Genomic DNA, 15465 nt, shown 5'->3' with positions numbered 1-15465 from the left:
TCACGCCAGGAGGCGTTCATCCAAAGGATACGTGGAAAGCTGCTCGTTGCCGGAGGCGGTGATCAGGATTTGCTCCTCGATCTTGACGCCCTCGTGCCCGCCGAGCCGGCCGATATAGCTTTCGATGCAGAGCACCATACCGGGTAGCAGCACGCCATCCGGTGTGTCGTCGGTCCAGTCGGCGGCGTGCGGCAGGGTCGGGTATTCGTCGGCAAGGCCGACACCGTGGTAGAGGACGCCGTAGCGGGTGGGGAAGCAGTCGGGCGGTGGGATCATCGAGCGCTCGACGAGGTCGCGGAAGCCGACGCCCGGCCGCATGAGTGCCGTGTTGTGCGTGATCTGGTTGGCGGCGATGCGGAAGAGGTCGCGCTGCTCGCTCGCCGGCTGGCCGTCGCCGCAGAGCCAAGTGCGCGACAGGTCGGCGCAGAAGCCGTAGGGGCCGATGAGATCAGTGTCGAAGGCAACGAGATCGCCCGCCTCGATGATCCGCGACGAGCATTCCTGAAACCAGGGGTTTGTGCGTGGGCCTGACGACAGGAGCCGCGTCTCGATCCACTCGCCGCCGCGCGCGATGTTGGCGCGATGGAGTTCCGCCCACAGCTCGTTCTCGGAGATGCCAGGCTTCAACGCGGCCTGCATCTCGCCCATCGCTGCCTCGCACGCGACGATGGCGCGGCGCATGGCCAGGATCTCGTCGGGCGACTTGATCAGACGGGCGTTCTCCATCACGGCCTCGCCGTTGCCGACAGAGATACCGAGGCGGGCGAGTTCGGTCACGCCCTCCGGGTTGAGGTGATCGACGGCGATACGGGTGTTGCCACCGCCATGCTCGCGTATCAGTTCCGCGATGCCGGCCGCCCAGCGGCGCACCTTCATCTCGGTCAGCTCGCCGCCATAGAGATACGTCCACGAGACGGCGGGGCGCACTTCGTCGACGACGCCGGAGTGATCGGACAGGTGCTCGCAGGAAAAATAGTCGAAGAGGACGACCGGTCCTTCCGTCGCGACGAAGCAATGCCGCGTCGGATTGTGAGCGACCCAGAGCTGCATGTTGGTGGAGTCGGTCGCGTAGCGGATATTGAGCGGGTCGTAGAGCAGGGCGCCGGCATAGTCCCGGCGTTTCAGCTCGGTGCGGATGCGGTCGAGGCGGTAGCGCCGCATTTCAGGAAGGTCGGGGGTGGCAATGCCTGCCGCGGCCCACTCGGCTTCAGCCTGGGCGCCGTAGCCGAGGACGTGTTGGTTCAACGCCGCGGCTTTTTCCCGCGAGGCATTGCGCAGCGCCGCCTCGTCGCCGGGGAGAAACGGCGCGATCTTACGGTGGCGAGAGAAATTGGCAGGGTTCGTCATCGACCGAGCCCGAGGGGATGGCTGATCAACGGCGTGCTCCGCTCAACCCCTCATCTTCTCGCCGCTCGGATCGAAGGGCGGCTCGATGGTGATGCGCGCCTTACGGCGGTGGCCGAGGATCTCGATCTCGAACAGGCCGTCGCTCTCGTCGTCGGCGAGTTCAGCGGGCACGTAGCCCTGCGCCATCGACTTCTGCACGTAGTGCGCATAGCCGCCCGAGGTCACCCAGCCGACGACGGACCAGTCGCCGTCGTGCAGGCCGCGGATCGAGGATGCGCCGTGCGAGGCCTCGGAGGTGCGGACTTCTTTGCCATCCGCGCCGAAGCGCGGCGCGCCGAAGTCGTGCGTCTTGCCGACCGTGCCGTAATCCTTGCCGTTGACCTTCGCCCAGATCGGCTCGTCGCCCATCACGTCGGCATCGACCGCATCGACGACCAGCGAGACGCGGCGCAGCTTCGGGCCGTCGGCAAGTTCCTTCGCTGCGGCTTCGCGGCCGACGAAGTCATTCTTCTCCATCTTGATGAAGCGCTCCATGCCGCCCTCGAAGGGGCCGTAGATGGGGCGCAGTTCGCGGAACCAGGTCGGGAAATTCTTCTCGAGGCGCATCGACAGCAGCGCGCGCATGCCGAAATCGACGATGCCGAACTCTGCGCCGGCCTTCTTGATCTCGGCATAGACCAGCCGCTGGTAGGCGGGCGCCATCCATATCTCGTAGCCGAGGTCACCGGTATAGGTGATGCGGTTGACCATGCAGGGCGCACCGCCGACGGCCATCTCGCGGAAGTCCATGAAGCGGAAAGCCTTGGACGATACGTCGACGTCGACCAGCTTCTGCAGCAGCTTCTGGCTGTTCGGCCCGGCGATGGAGAGGCCGACCAGCGTCTGGTCGAAGCGGTGGATGCGCACGTCTTTCGGCTGATGCTTCTCGAACCAACGCATGTGATATTTCTGCGCGGCCGACGAGCCCCAGATCATGAACCTGTCCTCGCCGGTCTTGGCGATGGTGAAGTCGCCGATCAGCTTGCCGAACTCGTTCAGCATCGGGGTGAGCACGATGCGGCCGGTCTTCGGCATGCGGTTGGTCATGAGGCGATTCAGGAAATCCTCCGAACCCACCCCGCTGACTTCGTATTTGGCGAAGTTGGCAATCTCGGTGACGCCGACGCTTTCGCGTGTCTTCCTCACCTCATTGCCAATATGCTCGAAATCGTTGGAACGGTGGAAGGAGACGACGTCCTTGGGCTCCGAGCCCTTCGGTGCGAACCAGAGCGGTGTCTCCAGACCCCAGGAATCGCCCATGACGGCGTTCTGCGCGACCATCGTGTCGTAGAGCGGCGTCGTCTGCGCGGGCCGCGCGGCCGGCAGTTCCTCATTCGGGAAGCGGATCGAGAAGCGGCGCGAATAGTTCTCGCGCACTTTGGCGTTGGTGTAGCGCAGGCTGGCCCATTCGCCCCAGCGGGCTACGTCCATGCCCCACACGTCGAAACCCGGATCGCCGTTTACCATCCAGTTGGAGAGCGCCAGCCCGACGCCGCCGCCCTGGCTGAAGCCGGCCATGACGCCGCACGCGACCCAGAAATTGGTCAGGCCCTGGACCGGGCCGACCAGCGGATTGCCGTCCGGCGCGAACGTGAAGGGGCCGTTGATCACCTGCTTGATGCCGGCGTTCGCGATGCCGGGGAAGTGCCTGAAGCCGATCTCCAGCGACGGCGCGATGCGGTCGAGGTCGGGCGCGAGCAGTTCGTGACCGAAGTCCCACGGCGTGTTGACCGGAGACCAGGGCTTGCAAGCCTTCTCGTAGGTGCCAAGTAGGATGCCATTGCGCTCCTGGCGGGTGTAGATCTCGCCCTTGAAGTCGAGCACGCCGACCATCTCGCGCCCGGTCTCTTTGTTGAAGGCCTCGACCTCCGGCATCGGCTCGGTGAGCAGATACATGTGCTCCATGGCAAGCACCGGCAGTTCCAGGCCGACCATGCGGCCGATCTCGCGTGCCCACAGGCCGCCGCAGTTGACGACGTGCTCGGCGTGTACGACACCCTGTTCGGTGATGACGTTCCAGGTGCCGTCGGGCTGCTGGGTCAGTTCCTTGACCGGGTTGCGCAGCACGATCTCAGCGCCGAGTTTCTTGGCCGCCTTGGAGTAGGCGATCGTCGTGCCCGACGGGTCGAGATGGCCTTCGACTGGATCCCACATGGCGCCGACGAAATGGCTTTCGTCCATGAACGGGAACATCGCCTTCGCCTCCGAAGGCGTGATGAGTTCCGTATCCATGCCGAGGTAGCGGCCCTTGGCATGCGCCAGCCGCAGGAAATCCATCCGCTCAGGACTGTCGGCCAGCATGACACCGCCGGTCAGGTGCAGTGAGCAGGATTGGCCGGATATCTCCTCCAGCTCCTTGTAGAGCTGCACCGTATAGGCCTGCAGCTTGGCGACGTTGGGATCGCCGTTGAGCGTGTGGAAGCCGCCGGCGGCATGCCAGGACGAGCCGGACGTCAACTCGGAGCGCTCGATGAGGACGATGTCGGTCCAGCCCGCGCGGGCGAGGTGGTAGAGCACCGAACAGCCGACGACGCCGCCGCCGATGACAACCGCTTTATAGTGGGATTTCATGGAGATGGATCCGTTGGATGAAATGGTGAATCAGAAATCCGTCGGCGCGCCGCCTTCGGCGATGCGTCTGTCGACGAAGGCGTCGAGTTCCTCGCGGCGGGCAGGGTCCAGGGCCGGAGCTTCGTAAGAGGCCAGCCGTTCCTTCCAGACCCGGTTGGCCTTTTCCACTGCGGTTGGCGAGCCGGCCTCAGCCCAGGTCTCGAAGTTGCGCCAGTCGGACAGGATCGGCGAATAGAAGGCGGTCTTGTAGCGGTTCTGCGTGTGCTGGGTGCCGAAGAAGTGGCCGCCCGGACCAACGTCGCGGATCGCTTCGATGGCAAGCGCATCCTCGGAGAGGTCAAGCGGCGACAGAAACTCGGTCACCATCTGGAGCAAGTCGATGTCGAGGATTGTCTTCTCGTAGGAAGCACGCAGCCCGCCTTCGAGCCAGCCGGCTGAATGAAGGACAAAGTTGCCGCCGCCCTGCACGGCACCCCAGAGGGAGAAGACGCTTTCATAGGCCGCCTGCGCATCGACTGCATTGGCGGCGCAGGTGTTCGAGGTGCGATAGGGGATGTTGTATCGGCGCGCCAACTGGCCGCCGAGAAGCTGTGCCTTCATGTATTCCGGCGTGCCGAAGGCCGGTGCGCCCGATTTCATGTCGACGTTCGAGGTAAATCCGCCGTAGCCGACCGGCGCGCCCTTACGCACCATCTGCGTGAAGGCGATACCGGCGAGCGCCTCGGCGTTCTGCTGCACCACCGCGCCCGCCACCGTCACCGGGGCCATGGCGCCAGCGAGCGTGAAGGGCGTGACGATCACCAACTGCCCATGTGATGACATCTGGATGATGCCCTCCATCATCGGGATGTCGAGCTTCAACGGCGAGTTGGTGTTGATGATCGTGTAGCAGACCGGGTTGTCGAGAAGCTGGTCCGCCGTCAGCCCGTTGGCGATGCGGGCGATTTCGATGCCGTCGAGATTGCGCTCGCGGCCGAGCGAATAGATGTGGAACACCTTATCGGTCAGCGTCGCCAGATCGCGAATGCATTCGAGGTGGCGGATCGACGGATGGATATCGATCGGCTCGACCGGATAGCCGCCCGTTGCCGAGATGACATTATGCATCTGCGCCAGCTTCACCAGATTGCGGAAATCCTGCTGGTTGCCGGGGCGACGGCCACGATCGAGATCGGAGCAGTTCGGCGCGGAAGCAACCTGGGCGAAGACGAGGTTATCGCCACCGAAATCGATCGAATGGTCGGCATTGCGCGCGTGCACGCGGAATTCGGGAGGCGCAGTCGCGATCGTTTCCAGGATCATGGCAGGATCGAAGCGGACGCGTTCCGAGCCCTCGCGCACATCGGCGCCGGCTTCTTTCATGATCCTGCGCGCGTCGTCGTGCAGCACGTCGAGACCGATCTCGGACAGCACCCGCAGCGAAGCGAGATGGATCGCCTCGAGCTGGTCCTCGGAGACAATCGGCGTAGGCGGGAAAGGACGCTTCAGGCGGCGGAACGGCGGCTGCTCGAAAGCGGACGAGGACCCGGCGCGCTTGCCGGCGCGGCCCCCGCTGCGGGCGCGGACTGCCGGAGCGGCATCGGCTGAAGCTTCGGACATGCGATTCCCCGACAGGCTGACGATTTCGGGGTCATATTGGACGGCGCGGACGATCAGGACAGCCGGAGCGGCGACCACAAGCATGAAGGATACGACATGCGCCAATCATGCGCGTGCGGCCCCCGATATCGCCCCGTCAGGCTTTTAGCCTGTCAGAGCCACTCGCCCGTGCCCGCCGCCGGCATCGCCTGGCGGTCCCGCGCGACGGCCAGACGGGCGTTGGCCACTGCGGGCCTCGGATCGACTTCATGCCGGTCTGCGAACCGGACCGGAGACGCGCCGCACGTCGCGTTCAGGCGCAGGGCGAATGCGTGAAGATGTTCGGCATGGCGTATGCGAACCTGATAGCGCGATTGCATGGCTGCCTCTCGATGGTTTGGGGCCCGTCCTGACCCGCGTTCACGATCCCCCGGCAATGTTTCGTGCCTGTGCCGCCGTAGGGCGGGCTTTGAAACATCAGGTTTCGACAAGTGTGCCCATTGCCTGCGATTCCGGATCGCGGTGCAGGGTGCTAGGGGAGGCGATGCAAGAGCGAGCCCAATCCGATTCCCGTGACAGCCGTATGCCGCTCGGGGTGCTTTCCGGCCTGACGGCGGCAGTGACCGCGTTTGCGCTGGCGCAGGGCCTGTCCTATCCGCTCTTCACCTTCCTCATGCAGCGGCAGGGCATGACGCCCGCGGAGATCGGCCTGTCCGCCGCAATGACGCCGCTCGGCCTGATCGTCTCGGCGCTGTTCGTGCCGCAGCTGGTGCGGATACTGGGCGGGCGGCGGCTCGCCGTCACGGCGGCGCTCGCCGGAGCGCTGCTCTTCTTCCTGGTTGGACTGATGCAAAACTGGATCGCGTGGTATCCGCTGCGCTTCCTGATCGGGCTGGCGATCAATCCGCTCTACATCCTCGGCGAGGTCTGGATGATGGCGCTGGCGCCCGACGAGAAGCGCGGGCGCATCATGGGCGTGTTCAACGCCGTGACCGGCGTCGGCTATGCGGCGGGTCCGCTGACGCTGACTGCGGTCGGCACGGAGGGGTGGCCGCCGCTCCTGGTGGCGATCCTCGGCTTCTCCGGCTGCGCCCTGCTGCTGTTCCTGACCACGAAGGGACTGCGCGGCTTCGAGCCGGACCCGGACGGAAAGCCGGCCACCGGCGTGTTCGGCTTCTGGCTGCTCGCGCCGGCGCTGCTGCTCGCCGTCACGGTTTCCGCCGCCACGCAGCAGAGCGCCTATTCGCTGATGCCTGTGTTCGGCGCCGGCTACGGGCTGGTCGAGGCGCGGCTTGCCGCGCTGATCACGCTGCTTTCGCTGGGCAACATCTTGCTGCAGGTGCCGCTCGGTTTGCTGGCGGAGCGATTCGGCGCGAGGGCGATGATGATCTGCTGCGCCGCGCTCAATGCCGTCTGCGTGCTCTCGCTGCCGTTCCTGATCTCCGGGCCGTTCGTCTGGCCCGTCCTGCTGGTGATGGGCGGCGTCGGCTATGGCGTTTACACGATGTCGCTTGTCGAGCTCGGCAACCGCTTCCGCGGCCAGGCTTTGGTGGCGGGTAATTCGGCCTTCGCCCTGATGTGGGGCGTGGGCGGCATTATCGGCCCGCCGGGCTCGGGCGCGGCGATGCAGGTTTTCGGTCCGATCGGCCTGCCCGCCGTCAGCGCGGGGCTGAGTGCCGTCCTGATCGCGTTCGCGCTCTACCGGGCTGCGACGCGCGCCGAGCGGGCCTGAACCTTCCGCCGTCTCGCGGGTTCTGCTCGCGAGGATGCGGATTGGCGAAACGACCGACCCGAAACAGACGAAATGCCGAGACGCGCATCGGCACGTCCGGGTGGCACTATGCCGATTGGTGGGGGCCTTTCTATCCGCCGGACCTGAAGAAGAAGGATGCCCTTACGCACTACGCCACGCAGTTCGACGCCGTGGAGCTCAATGCGCCATTCTACCGGACGCCGACGGAAAAAGCGGTGAAGGCATGGCGGGACGACACGCCTGTGGATTTCCGTTTAGCATGGAAAGCCTCCCGCTTCATCACCCATTGGCGCAGGCTCCTGGTCGATGAAAATTCGTTCGGCCTGCTCGATGCCCGGCTGGACCTTCTTGGTGACAAGCTCGGGCCCGTGCTCTTCCAGTTGCCGCCGCGCATGAAGGCGGACCGGGAGCGGCTGGCGAGCTTCATATCGCGGCTTTCCCCGTCGCGGCGATGGTGTTTCGAGTTTCGGCATCCGAGCTGGTATGAAGAGCCGGTCCTCGGAGTGCTGCGCGACCATAACGCCGCGCTCTGCCTGTCCGACCATGCCGATGCGCCGGCGCCGACGGCCGTCACCGCCGACTGGATCTATGTGCGCAATCATGGACCGTCCGGACGTTATCACGGCAGCTATTCGAAGAAGGCCCTTTCCGCCTGGGCTGCCCGCATGCGGCACTGGCGCAGCGAAGGCCGCGATATCTGGTGCTTCTTCGACAACGACGTTAAGAGCGCGGCACCAAGGAATGCGGCAAGCCTGATCGAGATGCTCGACCCTTGAGCGACCCCGCGGCGGCCGCTATTCTTCCATCATGAAGGGCAGATACAAAGCGCAGTTGCGCGTCGCATGCACGCCGTCACGGCGCACGCGACATGTCGAACTGCTCAGACTCTGCGCCCGTATCGGCTATTCGCCCCCTTTGCCGTGAATCATCCCCGGCCGTGCCGGATCGATTCAGCAAAGAGGCAAGACCATGAGCTACCAGAACTTTTCCCTGAAGCAGTTGCAGGAGATCGATGCGGGGCATCATCTCCACCCGTTCACCGACCACAAGGAGTTGCGCGCGGCGGGGTCCCGCATGGTCGTGCGCGCGGACGGGCCCTATATATACGATTCCGAGGGCAACGAGATCCTCGACGGCATGGCGGGGCTGTGGTGCGTGAACGCCGGCTACGGGCGCACCGAGCTTGCCGAGGCGGCCTATGAGCAGATGAAGGAACTACCCTACTACAACTCCTTCTTCAAATGCTCGACGCCGACGCCGGTGCTGCTGTCCAAGAAGCTGGCGGAGATCGCGCCGGCGAACATGAACCAGGTTTTCTACGGATCTTCCGGCTCGGAGGCCAACGACACGGCCCTGCGCGTTGTGCGCCGCTACTGGGCGCTGGAGGGCAAGCCGCAGAAGAACCGCATCATCTCCCGCAAGATGGCCTATCACGGCTCGACCGTCGCCGGCGCCTCGCTCGGCGGCATGAGCCATATGCACGAGCAGCTCGGCGGCGCGGTACCGAACATCGTGCACGTGATGCCGCCTTATTCGTTCGAACTGGCAGAGCCGGGTGAGAGCGAACACGATTTCGGCATCCGCGCCGCGCGTGCGGTCGAGGAGGCGATCCTGGAGGCTGGCGCCGACAACGTCGCGGCCTTCATCGGCGAGCCGATTATGGGGGCGGGAGGCGTCAAGATCCCGCCGGAGAGCTACTGGCCCGAAATCCAGCGCATCTGCCGCAAGTACGACGTGCTCTTGATGCTCGACGAGGTCATCACAGGCTATGGCCGCACCGGTGAGTGGTTTGCCGCGCAGGCGATGGGCATCGAGGCGGATACGATCACCACCGCGAAGGCGTTGACCTCGGGCTACCAGCCGCTCTCGGCGCTGTTCATCGGCGACCGCGTCGCGAGGACGCTGATCGACAAGGGCAGCGAGTTCTTCCACGGCTACACCTATTCGGGACATCCCGTGGCCTGCGCGGTGGCGCTGAAGAACCTCGAGATCATCGAGCGGGAAGGCCTTGTCGACCGGGTTCGCAGCGACACCGGCCCCTATTTCCGCAAGACGCTGATGGAGCGGCTTTCAGGGCATCCGATCGTCGGCCAGGTGCGCACGTTCGGGCTGCTGGGCGCGATCGAGATCGTGGCCGACAAAGAAACGCGCGAGCGCTTCCAGCCCTCCGGCAGCGCGGCAGTGAGGGTGCGCGACCATGCGATCGCGCAAGGGCTGATGATGCGGGCGACCGACGACACGATGATCCTGTCGCCGCCGCTGATCTGGACCCGCGAGACGATCGACATTGCCGCCGACCGGATCGAGAAGGCTCTCGATCTCGCCGCCCGCGACCTGGGGAGGGCATAATGAGCAACCCGCCTATCGTGCCGCTGGTCGAATATGCCGATGCCTCGCCCGAGGTTCGCGCTGTCTACGATGACATCATGGCGACGCGGAAGTCCGACTGGGTCAACAATTTCTGGAAGGTGCTGGCGCACGATCCGGCGAACCTGAAGCGCACATGGGAGGCGCTGAAGGTGGTGATGGGGCCGGGCGCGCTCGACCCTCTCACCAAGGAACTGATCTACATCGCCGTGTCGGCGACCAACGGGTGCGAGTATTGCACCTATTCGCACACGGCCTCGGCCCGGGCGAAGGGAATGACCGACGCGATGCTGATGGAGGTGCTGGCGGTGGCCGGCAAGGCCAACGAGACAAACCGGCTGGCGAGTGCGCTGCGTCCGCCGGTCGACCCGCAATTCCTGCCCAAGGGCTGAACCGGTCGATCTGACGGGAACGACCACGGTCTACGGGAACAGTCGATAGCGCTGCTTGGAGCGAGAATGGCAAGCCAACCCTTGAACGATCCGGCCGAGATTCCGCGCGAGCTCGATCGCTGGAACTGGGGTGCATTCTTTCTCAACTGGATCTGGGGCATCGGCAACAGCACGCTGATCGCGCTGCTGGCGCTGATCCCGGGCATCAACTTCATCATGATGATCGTGCTCGGCCTCCGCGGCAGCCGCTGGGCCTGGCGCAATCGCTATTGGCGGGATGCAGAGCATTTCCGCAAGACGCAGCGCAGGTGGGCGATTGCCGGGCTGGCGATCTGGATCATCGTGATCGGCGGTATCGCCGGGCTGTTCGCCAGCATCGTTCCGATGATGAAGCGCAGCGAAGCCTATCAGATGAGCATGGAGCTTATCCGCTCGGACGAACGGGTCCGGCAGGCGCTCGGCGACGACATCACGGCCGGGTTCTGGGTGTGGGGAAACATCTCGGTCTCCGCGGGCGGAACGGGCAGGGCAGAACTGTCTATTCCGCTCACGGGCTCGAAGGCTGCCGGCAACGCCTATGTGCAGGCAGATCGGGCAGGAGGAACATGGGAGCTGCTGCTCTTGATCGTTCGGGCGGAGGGCGGGGACGTTCCGATCGTGCTGCGCAACACGAAGAACATCCAGATTCCAAACGCGCCGATCGACCTTTGAAGCAGGACATTGCTGCGCCCCAAAATGCAAAAGCCGCGCCTCCGGTCTTCCGGAAGGGCGCGACTCAAGCCTAGGAACGCAGGAAACGCTACGCCTGAAACTTTCGGGCTCCGGTACGCGAGACCTGATCCGGAGCCGGGCGGGTCTTTGATGTCCGCCTCGGGATCAAGTTCTAACGGGATATCGTTACCGCCCGGTTATCAGGTGCTTAGCAAAGGATGAATCGCGCATTTTTCTCGCGTCCTGTGGCGAAAATCTTCGTTAATTTCCGTATACTTACGTTAATGACATAGAAAGGTTCGCTCACTCGCCGCGCAGGAAGCGGATAATTCCCGAGAAATCCGTGTCGCCGCCGCCCTGTGCCGCGTAGAGGGCGTAGAGCTGGGCGGCTTCCGCGCCCAAAGGCGTGACTGCGCCGGACGAGGAGGCGGCCTCCTGGGCAAGCTTCAGGTCCTTAAGCATCAGCGCGGCCGCGAAGCCCGGCTTGTAGTCGCGATTGGCAGGCGAGGTGGGAACAGGGCCCGGGACCGGACAGTAGGTGGTGAGCGACCAGCACTGGCCGGACGAAGTGGAGGCGACGTCGTAAAGAGCCTGATGCGACAAGCCGAGCTTTTCGGCGAGCACGAAGGCCTCGCCGACGCCGATCATGGAAATGCCGAGGATCATGTTGTTGCAGATCTTGGCCGCCTGTCCGGCACCCGCATCGCCGCAATGGACGATCTTGCCCGCCATCGGCTTGAGGATCGGCTCTGCCTTGGCGAAGGCGTCCTTCGAGCCGCCGGCCATGAAGGTCAGCGTGCCGGCCGTGGCACCACCAGTGCCCCCGGAGACAGGCGCATCGACCGAGAGAAGGCCGTACTTACCGGCGATCGCATGTGCCTTTCGGGCGGAATCGACGTCGATGGTCGAGGAATCAATGAACAGCGCGCCGGATTTGGCCTTCGGCGCGATGTCCTCGTAGACGGAGAGGACGTGCTTGCCGGCTGGCAGCATGGTGATCACCACGTCGGCATCCTTCACCGCGGCCGGCGCGTTCGCCATCACGGTCACGCCGTTCTTCGTCGCCGCCTCGAGATTGGCGGGCACGAGGTCGAAGCCGAACACGGTGTGGCCGGCCTTGACGAGATTGGCGGCCATGGGATTTCCCATGTTGCCGAGACCGATGAAGGCGATGGTGGTCATTGGTTTCCTCCGGAGATTAGGGAACTAGGGAGTAAGGCAATAGGGCAGTAGGGCAGTAGGTTGGTGGGTAGGGAGGGGAACGCGGCAGGGCTGCCACCGCTCTTTCCCTACTGCCCTAATGCCTCACTGCCCTATTGCCTTACTCCCCTACCTCCCGATCAAATGCCTCGCGACGATGACGCGCATGATCTCGTTGGTGCCTTCGAGAATCTGGTGGACGCGCAGGTCGCGGACGAGCTTCTCGACGCCGTAGTCGTGCAGATAGCCGTAGCCGCCGAAGACCTGGAGCGCATCGTTGGCGATCTTAAAGCCGGTGTCGGTAACGAAGCGCTTAGCCATCGCCGACCATTTGCCGGCGTCATGCGCCTTGGCGTCAAGCTTCGAGGCCGCCGCGTAGAGGAAGATGCGCGAGGCCTGCAACTCGGTCTCCATGTCGGCGAGCTTGAACTGCATCGACTGGAAACGGTCGATGGCCTGGCCGAAGGCCTGGCGCTCCGAAGCGTACTGCAGCGCCTTGTCGAGCGCGGACTGGGCGCCGCCGAGAGAACAGGCGGCGATGTTGAGCCGGCCGCCGTCGAGGCCGGCCATGGCGATGCGGAAACCCATCCCCTCTGCCGAGAGGCGGTTCTCTGCCGGCACCTTGCAGTCCTCGAAGATCACCTGCCGGGTCGGCTGCATGTGCCAGCCCATCTTGGATTCCAGAGCACCGAACTTGAGCCCCGGCGCATCCTTCGGGATCACGAAGGTCGACACGCCCTTGGGGCCGTCCTCGCCGGTGCGCGCCATCACGACGTAGACGTCGTTGTCGCCGGCGCCCGAGATGAACTGCTTGGTCCCGTTGAGCGTGTAGTCCGCACCGTTTCCGGGACCGCGCACCGCGCGCGTCTTCAGCGCTGCCGCGTCGGAGCCTGCAGAGGGCTCCGTCAGCGCATAGCTCGCCAGCCACTCCATCGAGGTGATTTTCGGCAGGAACCGTTGCCGCTGATCGTCGTCGCCGAAGACGTCGATCATCCAGGCAGCCATGTTGTGGATCGAGATGAAGGCGGAGAAGGCCGGGCAGGCGCGCGCCAGTGCTTCGAAGATCAGCACCGCGTCCATGCGGCCGAGCCCAGAGCCGCCGACATCGTCGCGGACATAGATGCCGCCGAGGCCAAGCGCTCCGGTCTCGCGCACCACGTCGGAGGGAAAATAGCGCTTTTTGTCCCACTCGAGCGCATTCGGGGCCACGCGATCCCCGGCGAAGGCGGCCGCCATCTCCTGGATCGCACGCTGGTCTGCGTTGAGCTCGAACTGGCCCGCGGCCTGATCGACCGTCGCATCCATCTACGCCTCCCTGGCATCTTGTCTTGTTGGCGCGACAGTCTAGACCAATGAAAGGGTCGTGCAACCGGCTCGCTCGCACCCAATCCGGTGCAACCGGTGTGCATCGATTGCTGTTCCGAGGGGATGGGAATGGGAAAAATCGCACAGGACCTTATGGCGGAGGCACGCGCCTTCCTAGCTGAGTGCGGGCCGCTGGTCGCTGACTTCATCGCGCCTTGGGCGCCGGAGCTGCCCGAGCGGGCACTGAACGCGGCATCCCTGCCGTGCCTGCAATACCTGGACGCCTGCGCGGCGAGCGCGGAAGGAGGTCCGGGCGAGGAACTGGCGCGCCTGCTCGCGGAGAGGGGCCAGCGGCTCCACTGGGGCCAGACTTATGCGGCGAGTGACTTCGGCCAGGATTTCATCGACAATTACGGGTGGCTGGAGCTGGTGGGCACGCGCGGCCACTTCGCTGACGACAAGGTGGCCTGCGGCTTCCTGCTGCTCGGGCCCGGCCTGCACTACCCGGACCATCATCACGAGGCGGAGGAGATCTACATTCCCCTCACCGGTGGTGCGCTGTGGCGAAAGGACGATGGCGAGTTCGCGGCACGTACGGCAGGCGAGATCATCCATCATCCCTCCAACATAAACCACGCCATGACGACCAACGATGATCCGCTGCTTGCGCTCTATCTGTGGCGCGGCGGGCCGCTCGCCGCGCGCTCGACCATCACCGGCAGGGCTGACTGATGGCGAAGGCCATCATGCTGCAAGGCACGGGCTCGGACGTCGGCAAGACGGTGCTGGTGGCGGGCCTCTGCCGCGCGGCGATGCGGCGTGGCATTCGAGTGGCGCCGTTCAAGCCGCAGAACATGTCGAACAATGCGGCGGTTGCTGCGCATCCCGACGGAGGTTCCGGCGAGATCGGCCGGGCGCAGTGGCTCCAGGCACTGGCATGCGGCATCCGGCCGACCGTGGACATGAACCCGGTGCTGCTGAAGCCGCAGTCAGATATCGGCGCTCAGGTGGTGGTGCATGGCAGGGTCGCGGGTGAGGCCGGCGCGCGGGATTACCAGGAGCTCAAGGGCCGGCTGCTCGGCGCCGTGATGGAGAGCTGGACACGGCTTTCGGCAGGCGCCGACCTGATCGTCGTTGAAGGAGCCGGGTCACCGGCCGAGATCAACCTGCGGGACCGCGACATCGCCAATATGGGCTTCGCCACCAAGGCGGACGTTCCGGTGGTGCTCGTCGGCGACATCGACCGGGGAGGGGTGATCGCGGCGATCGCCGGCACGCATCTGATCCTCCCAGAGGCGGATCGGCACATGATCGCAGGCTTCCTGATCAACAAGTTTCGCGGCGACCTGTCGCTTTTCGACGATGGATTGGCGGCGATCACCCGCTTCACCGGCTGGCGATCCTTTGGCGTCGTGCCGTGGCTGCGCGAAGCGGCATTGCTGCCGTCGGAGGATTCCGTCGTGCTCGATCGCCTGGCCCGCGCCGGCGAGAAGGCGCTGAAGGTGGCGGTGCCGATGCTGCCGCGCATCGCCAATTTCGACGATCTCGACCCGCTGAAGGCGGAGCCGGAGGTCGAGGTGGTCTTCGTGCCGCCGGGATCGCGCCTGCCTTCGGATGCATCGCTCGTGGTGATCCCCGGCTCGAAGGCGACGATCGCCGATCTTGCGAGCTTCCGTGCACTGGGCTGGGCGAATGACCTCGCTGCTCATGTTGCCCGCGGCGGGCACGTCGTCGGCCTCTGCGGCGGCTACCAGATGCTGGGTCGCCGCGTCGCGGACCCTCATCGCATCGAGGGCGGGGAGGAGCGCGCGGAAGGCCTCGGCCTGCTCGATATCGAGACAGTCCTCGAGCCGGAGAAGACCGTCGGCGAGGCGGGCGGGTTCTCGATCGCGTTCAACGCCGCCGTGCACGGCTACGAGATTCATCTGGGTCGCACCGGCGGGCCCGATTGCGCGCGGCCTCTGGTCGAGATCGGCGGCAAGCCGGACGGGGCCATATCCGACACCGGGCGCATCATGGGGACCTATCTGCATGGCCTGTTCGGCTCGACCGAGTTCCGCCGGGCGTTTCTTGGCAAGCTGGGCGTGGAGGGCGGGGTGTTCCATCATCGCCGCAAGGTCGAGGAAGCGCTGGATGCCATCGCCGACCATCTGGAGCGGTCGCTCGACGTGGATGACCTGCTCGCCACCGCGAGGTAGCAAT

Annotated in this window: 13 protein-coding genes; 7 read left to right on the top strand and 6 right to left on the bottom strand. The window is 65.0% G+C overall.

Annotated features, from left to right (window positions below; genetic code table 11):
• The 4 genes from LRS09_RS00190 to LRS09_RS00175 all read right to left on the bottom strand — a co-directional run bounded on the left by LRS09_RS00190 (position 1) and on the right by LRS09_RS00175 (position 5915).
• Positions 1–1347 (bottom strand): Xaa-Pro peptidase family protein, encoded by a 1347-nt coding sequence (locus tag LRS09_RS00190; RefSeq protein WP_257803533.1) that lies wholly within the window; start codon positions 1345–1347, stop codon positions 1–3.
• 42 nt (positions 1348–1389) lie between these two features.
• Positions 1390–3957, bottom strand: coding sequence for an FAD-dependent oxidoreductase (locus LRS09_RS00185; RefSeq protein ID WP_257803532.1), 2568 nt, complete (start codon positions 3955–3957; stop codon positions 1390–1392).
• A 30-nt stretch (positions 3958–3987) separates the two neighbouring features.
• Positions 3988–5556: a trimethylamine methyltransferase family protein gene (locus LRS09_RS00180; protein ID WP_257803531.1), complete on the bottom strand. Its 1569-nt coding sequence runs from the start codon at positions 5554–5556 to the stop codon at positions 3988–3990.
• 152 nt (positions 5557–5708) lie between these two features.
• The gene (locus LRS09_RS00175; protein WP_257803530.1) at positions 5709–5915 is read right to left on the bottom strand and encodes a hypothetical protein; all 207 of its coding nucleotides are present in this window, start codon (positions 5913–5915) and stop codon (positions 5709–5711) included.
• A 164-nt stretch (positions 5916–6079) separates the two neighbouring features.
• Here LRS09_RS00175 and LRS09_RS00170 point away from each other — a divergent pair, with 164 nt between their 5' ends.
• From LRS09_RS00170 to LRS09_RS00150, 5 genes are all read left to right on the top strand, one after another.
• The gene (locus LRS09_RS00170) at positions 6080–7267 is read left to right on the top strand and encodes an MFS transporter (protein WP_257803529.1); all 1188 of its coding nucleotides are present in this window, start codon (positions 6080–6082) and stop codon (positions 7265–7267) included.
• Between the two features lie 41 nt (positions 7268–7308).
• Positions 7309–8064: a DUF72 domain-containing protein gene (locus tag LRS09_RS00165; RefSeq protein ID WP_257803527.1), complete on the top strand. Its 756-nt coding sequence runs from the start codon at positions 7309–7311 to the stop codon at positions 8062–8064.
• Between the two features lie 193 nt (positions 8065–8257).
• Positions 8258–9637: an aspartate aminotransferase family protein gene (locus tag LRS09_RS00160; RefSeq protein WP_257803525.1), complete on the top strand. Its 1380-nt coding sequence runs from the start codon at positions 8258–8260 to the stop codon at positions 9635–9637.
• A complete protein-coding gene (locus LRS09_RS00155; protein WP_257803524.1) occupies positions 9637–10047 on the top strand; it encodes a carboxymuconolactone decarboxylase family protein in 411 nt (136 codons plus the stop codon). Before LRS09_RS00160 ends, LRS09_RS00155 begins: the two co-directional genes overlap by 1 nt.
• 66 nt (positions 10048–10113) lie before the next feature.
• Positions 10114–10758: a cytochrome c oxidase assembly factor 1 family protein gene (locus LRS09_RS00150; protein WP_257803522.1), complete on the top strand. Its 645-nt coding sequence runs from the start codon at positions 10114–10116 to the stop codon at positions 10756–10758.
• A gap of 303 nt (positions 10759–11061) precedes the next feature.
• On the opposite strand, the gene mmsB is transcribed toward LRS09_RS00150, so the two are convergent.
• Both mmsB and LRS09_RS00140 read right to left on the bottom strand, forming a co-directional pair.
• Positions 11062–11940, bottom strand: a complete 879-nt coding sequence (gene mmsB, locus LRS09_RS00145; protein ID WP_257803521.1) for a 3-hydroxyisobutyrate dehydrogenase — start codon at positions 11938–11940, stop codon at positions 11062–11064.
• Between the two features lie 147 nt (positions 11941–12087).
• Entirely contained in the window at positions 12088–13263 is a 1176-nt protein-coding gene (locus LRS09_RS00140) for an acyl-CoA dehydrogenase family protein (protein WP_257803520.1), read from the bottom strand.
• A gap of 129 nt (positions 13264–13392) precedes the next feature.
• On the opposite strand from LRS09_RS00140, the gene LRS09_RS00135 reads away from it, so the two are divergent.
• The gene (locus tag LRS09_RS00135; protein ID WP_257803519.1) at positions 13393–13995 is read left to right on the top strand and encodes a dimethylsulfoniopropionate lyase; all 603 of its coding nucleotides are present in this window, start codon (positions 13393–13395) and stop codon (positions 13993–13995) included.
• Positions 13995–15461, top strand: coding sequence for a cobyric acid synthase (locus LRS09_RS00130; protein WP_257803517.1), 1467 nt, complete (start codon positions 13995–13997; stop codon positions 15459–15461). Before LRS09_RS00135 ends, LRS09_RS00130 begins: the two co-directional genes overlap by 1 nt.
• The last annotated feature ends 4 nt before the right edge of the window (positions 15462–15465 follow it).

The organism is Mesorhizobium sp. J428 (genome assembly GCF_024699925.1).
Classification (GTDB): domain Bacteria; phylum Pseudomonadota; class Alphaproteobacteria; order Rhizobiales; family Rhizobiaceae; genus Mesorhizobium_A.
The sequence above is the reverse complement of the archived record's forward strand: the minus strand, read 5'-3'. Positions and strand labels throughout refer to the sequence as shown.

Excerpts from the sequence above, each read along its gene's own strand:
- LRS09_RS00160 (WP_257803525.1), top strand. The coding sequence starts at position 8,258 with ATGAGCTACCAGAACTTTTCCCTGAAGCAGTTGCAGGAGATCGATGCG.
- LRS09_RS00185 (WP_257803532.1), bottom strand. The coding sequence starts at position 3,957 with ATGAAATCCCACTATAAAGCGGTTGTCATCGGCGGCGGCGTCGTCGGC.
- LRS09_RS00190 (WP_257803533.1), bottom strand. The coding sequence starts at position 1,347 with ATGACGAACCCTGCCAATTTCTCTCGCCACCGTAAGATCGCGCCGTTT.
- LRS09_RS00170 (WP_257803529.1), top strand. The coding sequence starts at position 6,080 with ATGCAAGAGCGAGCCCAATCCGATTCCCGTGACAGCCGTATGCCGCTC.
- LRS09_RS00150 (WP_257803522.1), top strand. The coding sequence starts at position 10,114 with ATGGCAAGCCAACCCTTGAACGATCCGGCCGAGATTCCGCGCGAGCTC.
- LRS09_RS00175 (WP_257803530.1), bottom strand. The coding sequence starts at position 5,915 with ATGCAATCGCGCTATCAGGTTCGCATACGCCATGCCGAACATCTTCAC.
- LRS09_RS00130 (WP_257803517.1), top strand. The coding sequence starts at position 13,995 with ATGGCGAAGGCCATCATGCTGCAAGGCACGGGCTCGGACGTCGGCAAG.
- LRS09_RS00180 (WP_257803531.1), bottom strand. The coding sequence starts at position 5,556 with ATGTCCGAAGCTTCAGCCGATGCCGCTCCGGCAGTCCGCGCCCGCAGC.
- LRS09_RS00140 (WP_257803520.1), bottom strand. The coding sequence starts at position 13,263 with ATGGATGCGACGGTCGATCAGGCCGCGGGCCAGTTCGAGCTCAACGCA.
- LRS09_RS00155 (WP_257803524.1), top strand. The coding sequence starts at position 9,637 with ATGAGCAACCCGCCTATCGTGCCGCTGGTCGAATATGCCGATGCCTCG.
- mmsB (WP_257803521.1), bottom strand. The coding sequence starts at position 11,940 with ATGACCACCATCGCCTTCATCGGTCTCGGCAACATGGGAAATCCCATG.
- LRS09_RS00135 (WP_257803519.1), top strand. The coding sequence starts at position 13,393 with ATGGGAAAAATCGCACAGGACCTTATGGCGGAGGCACGCGCCTTCCTA.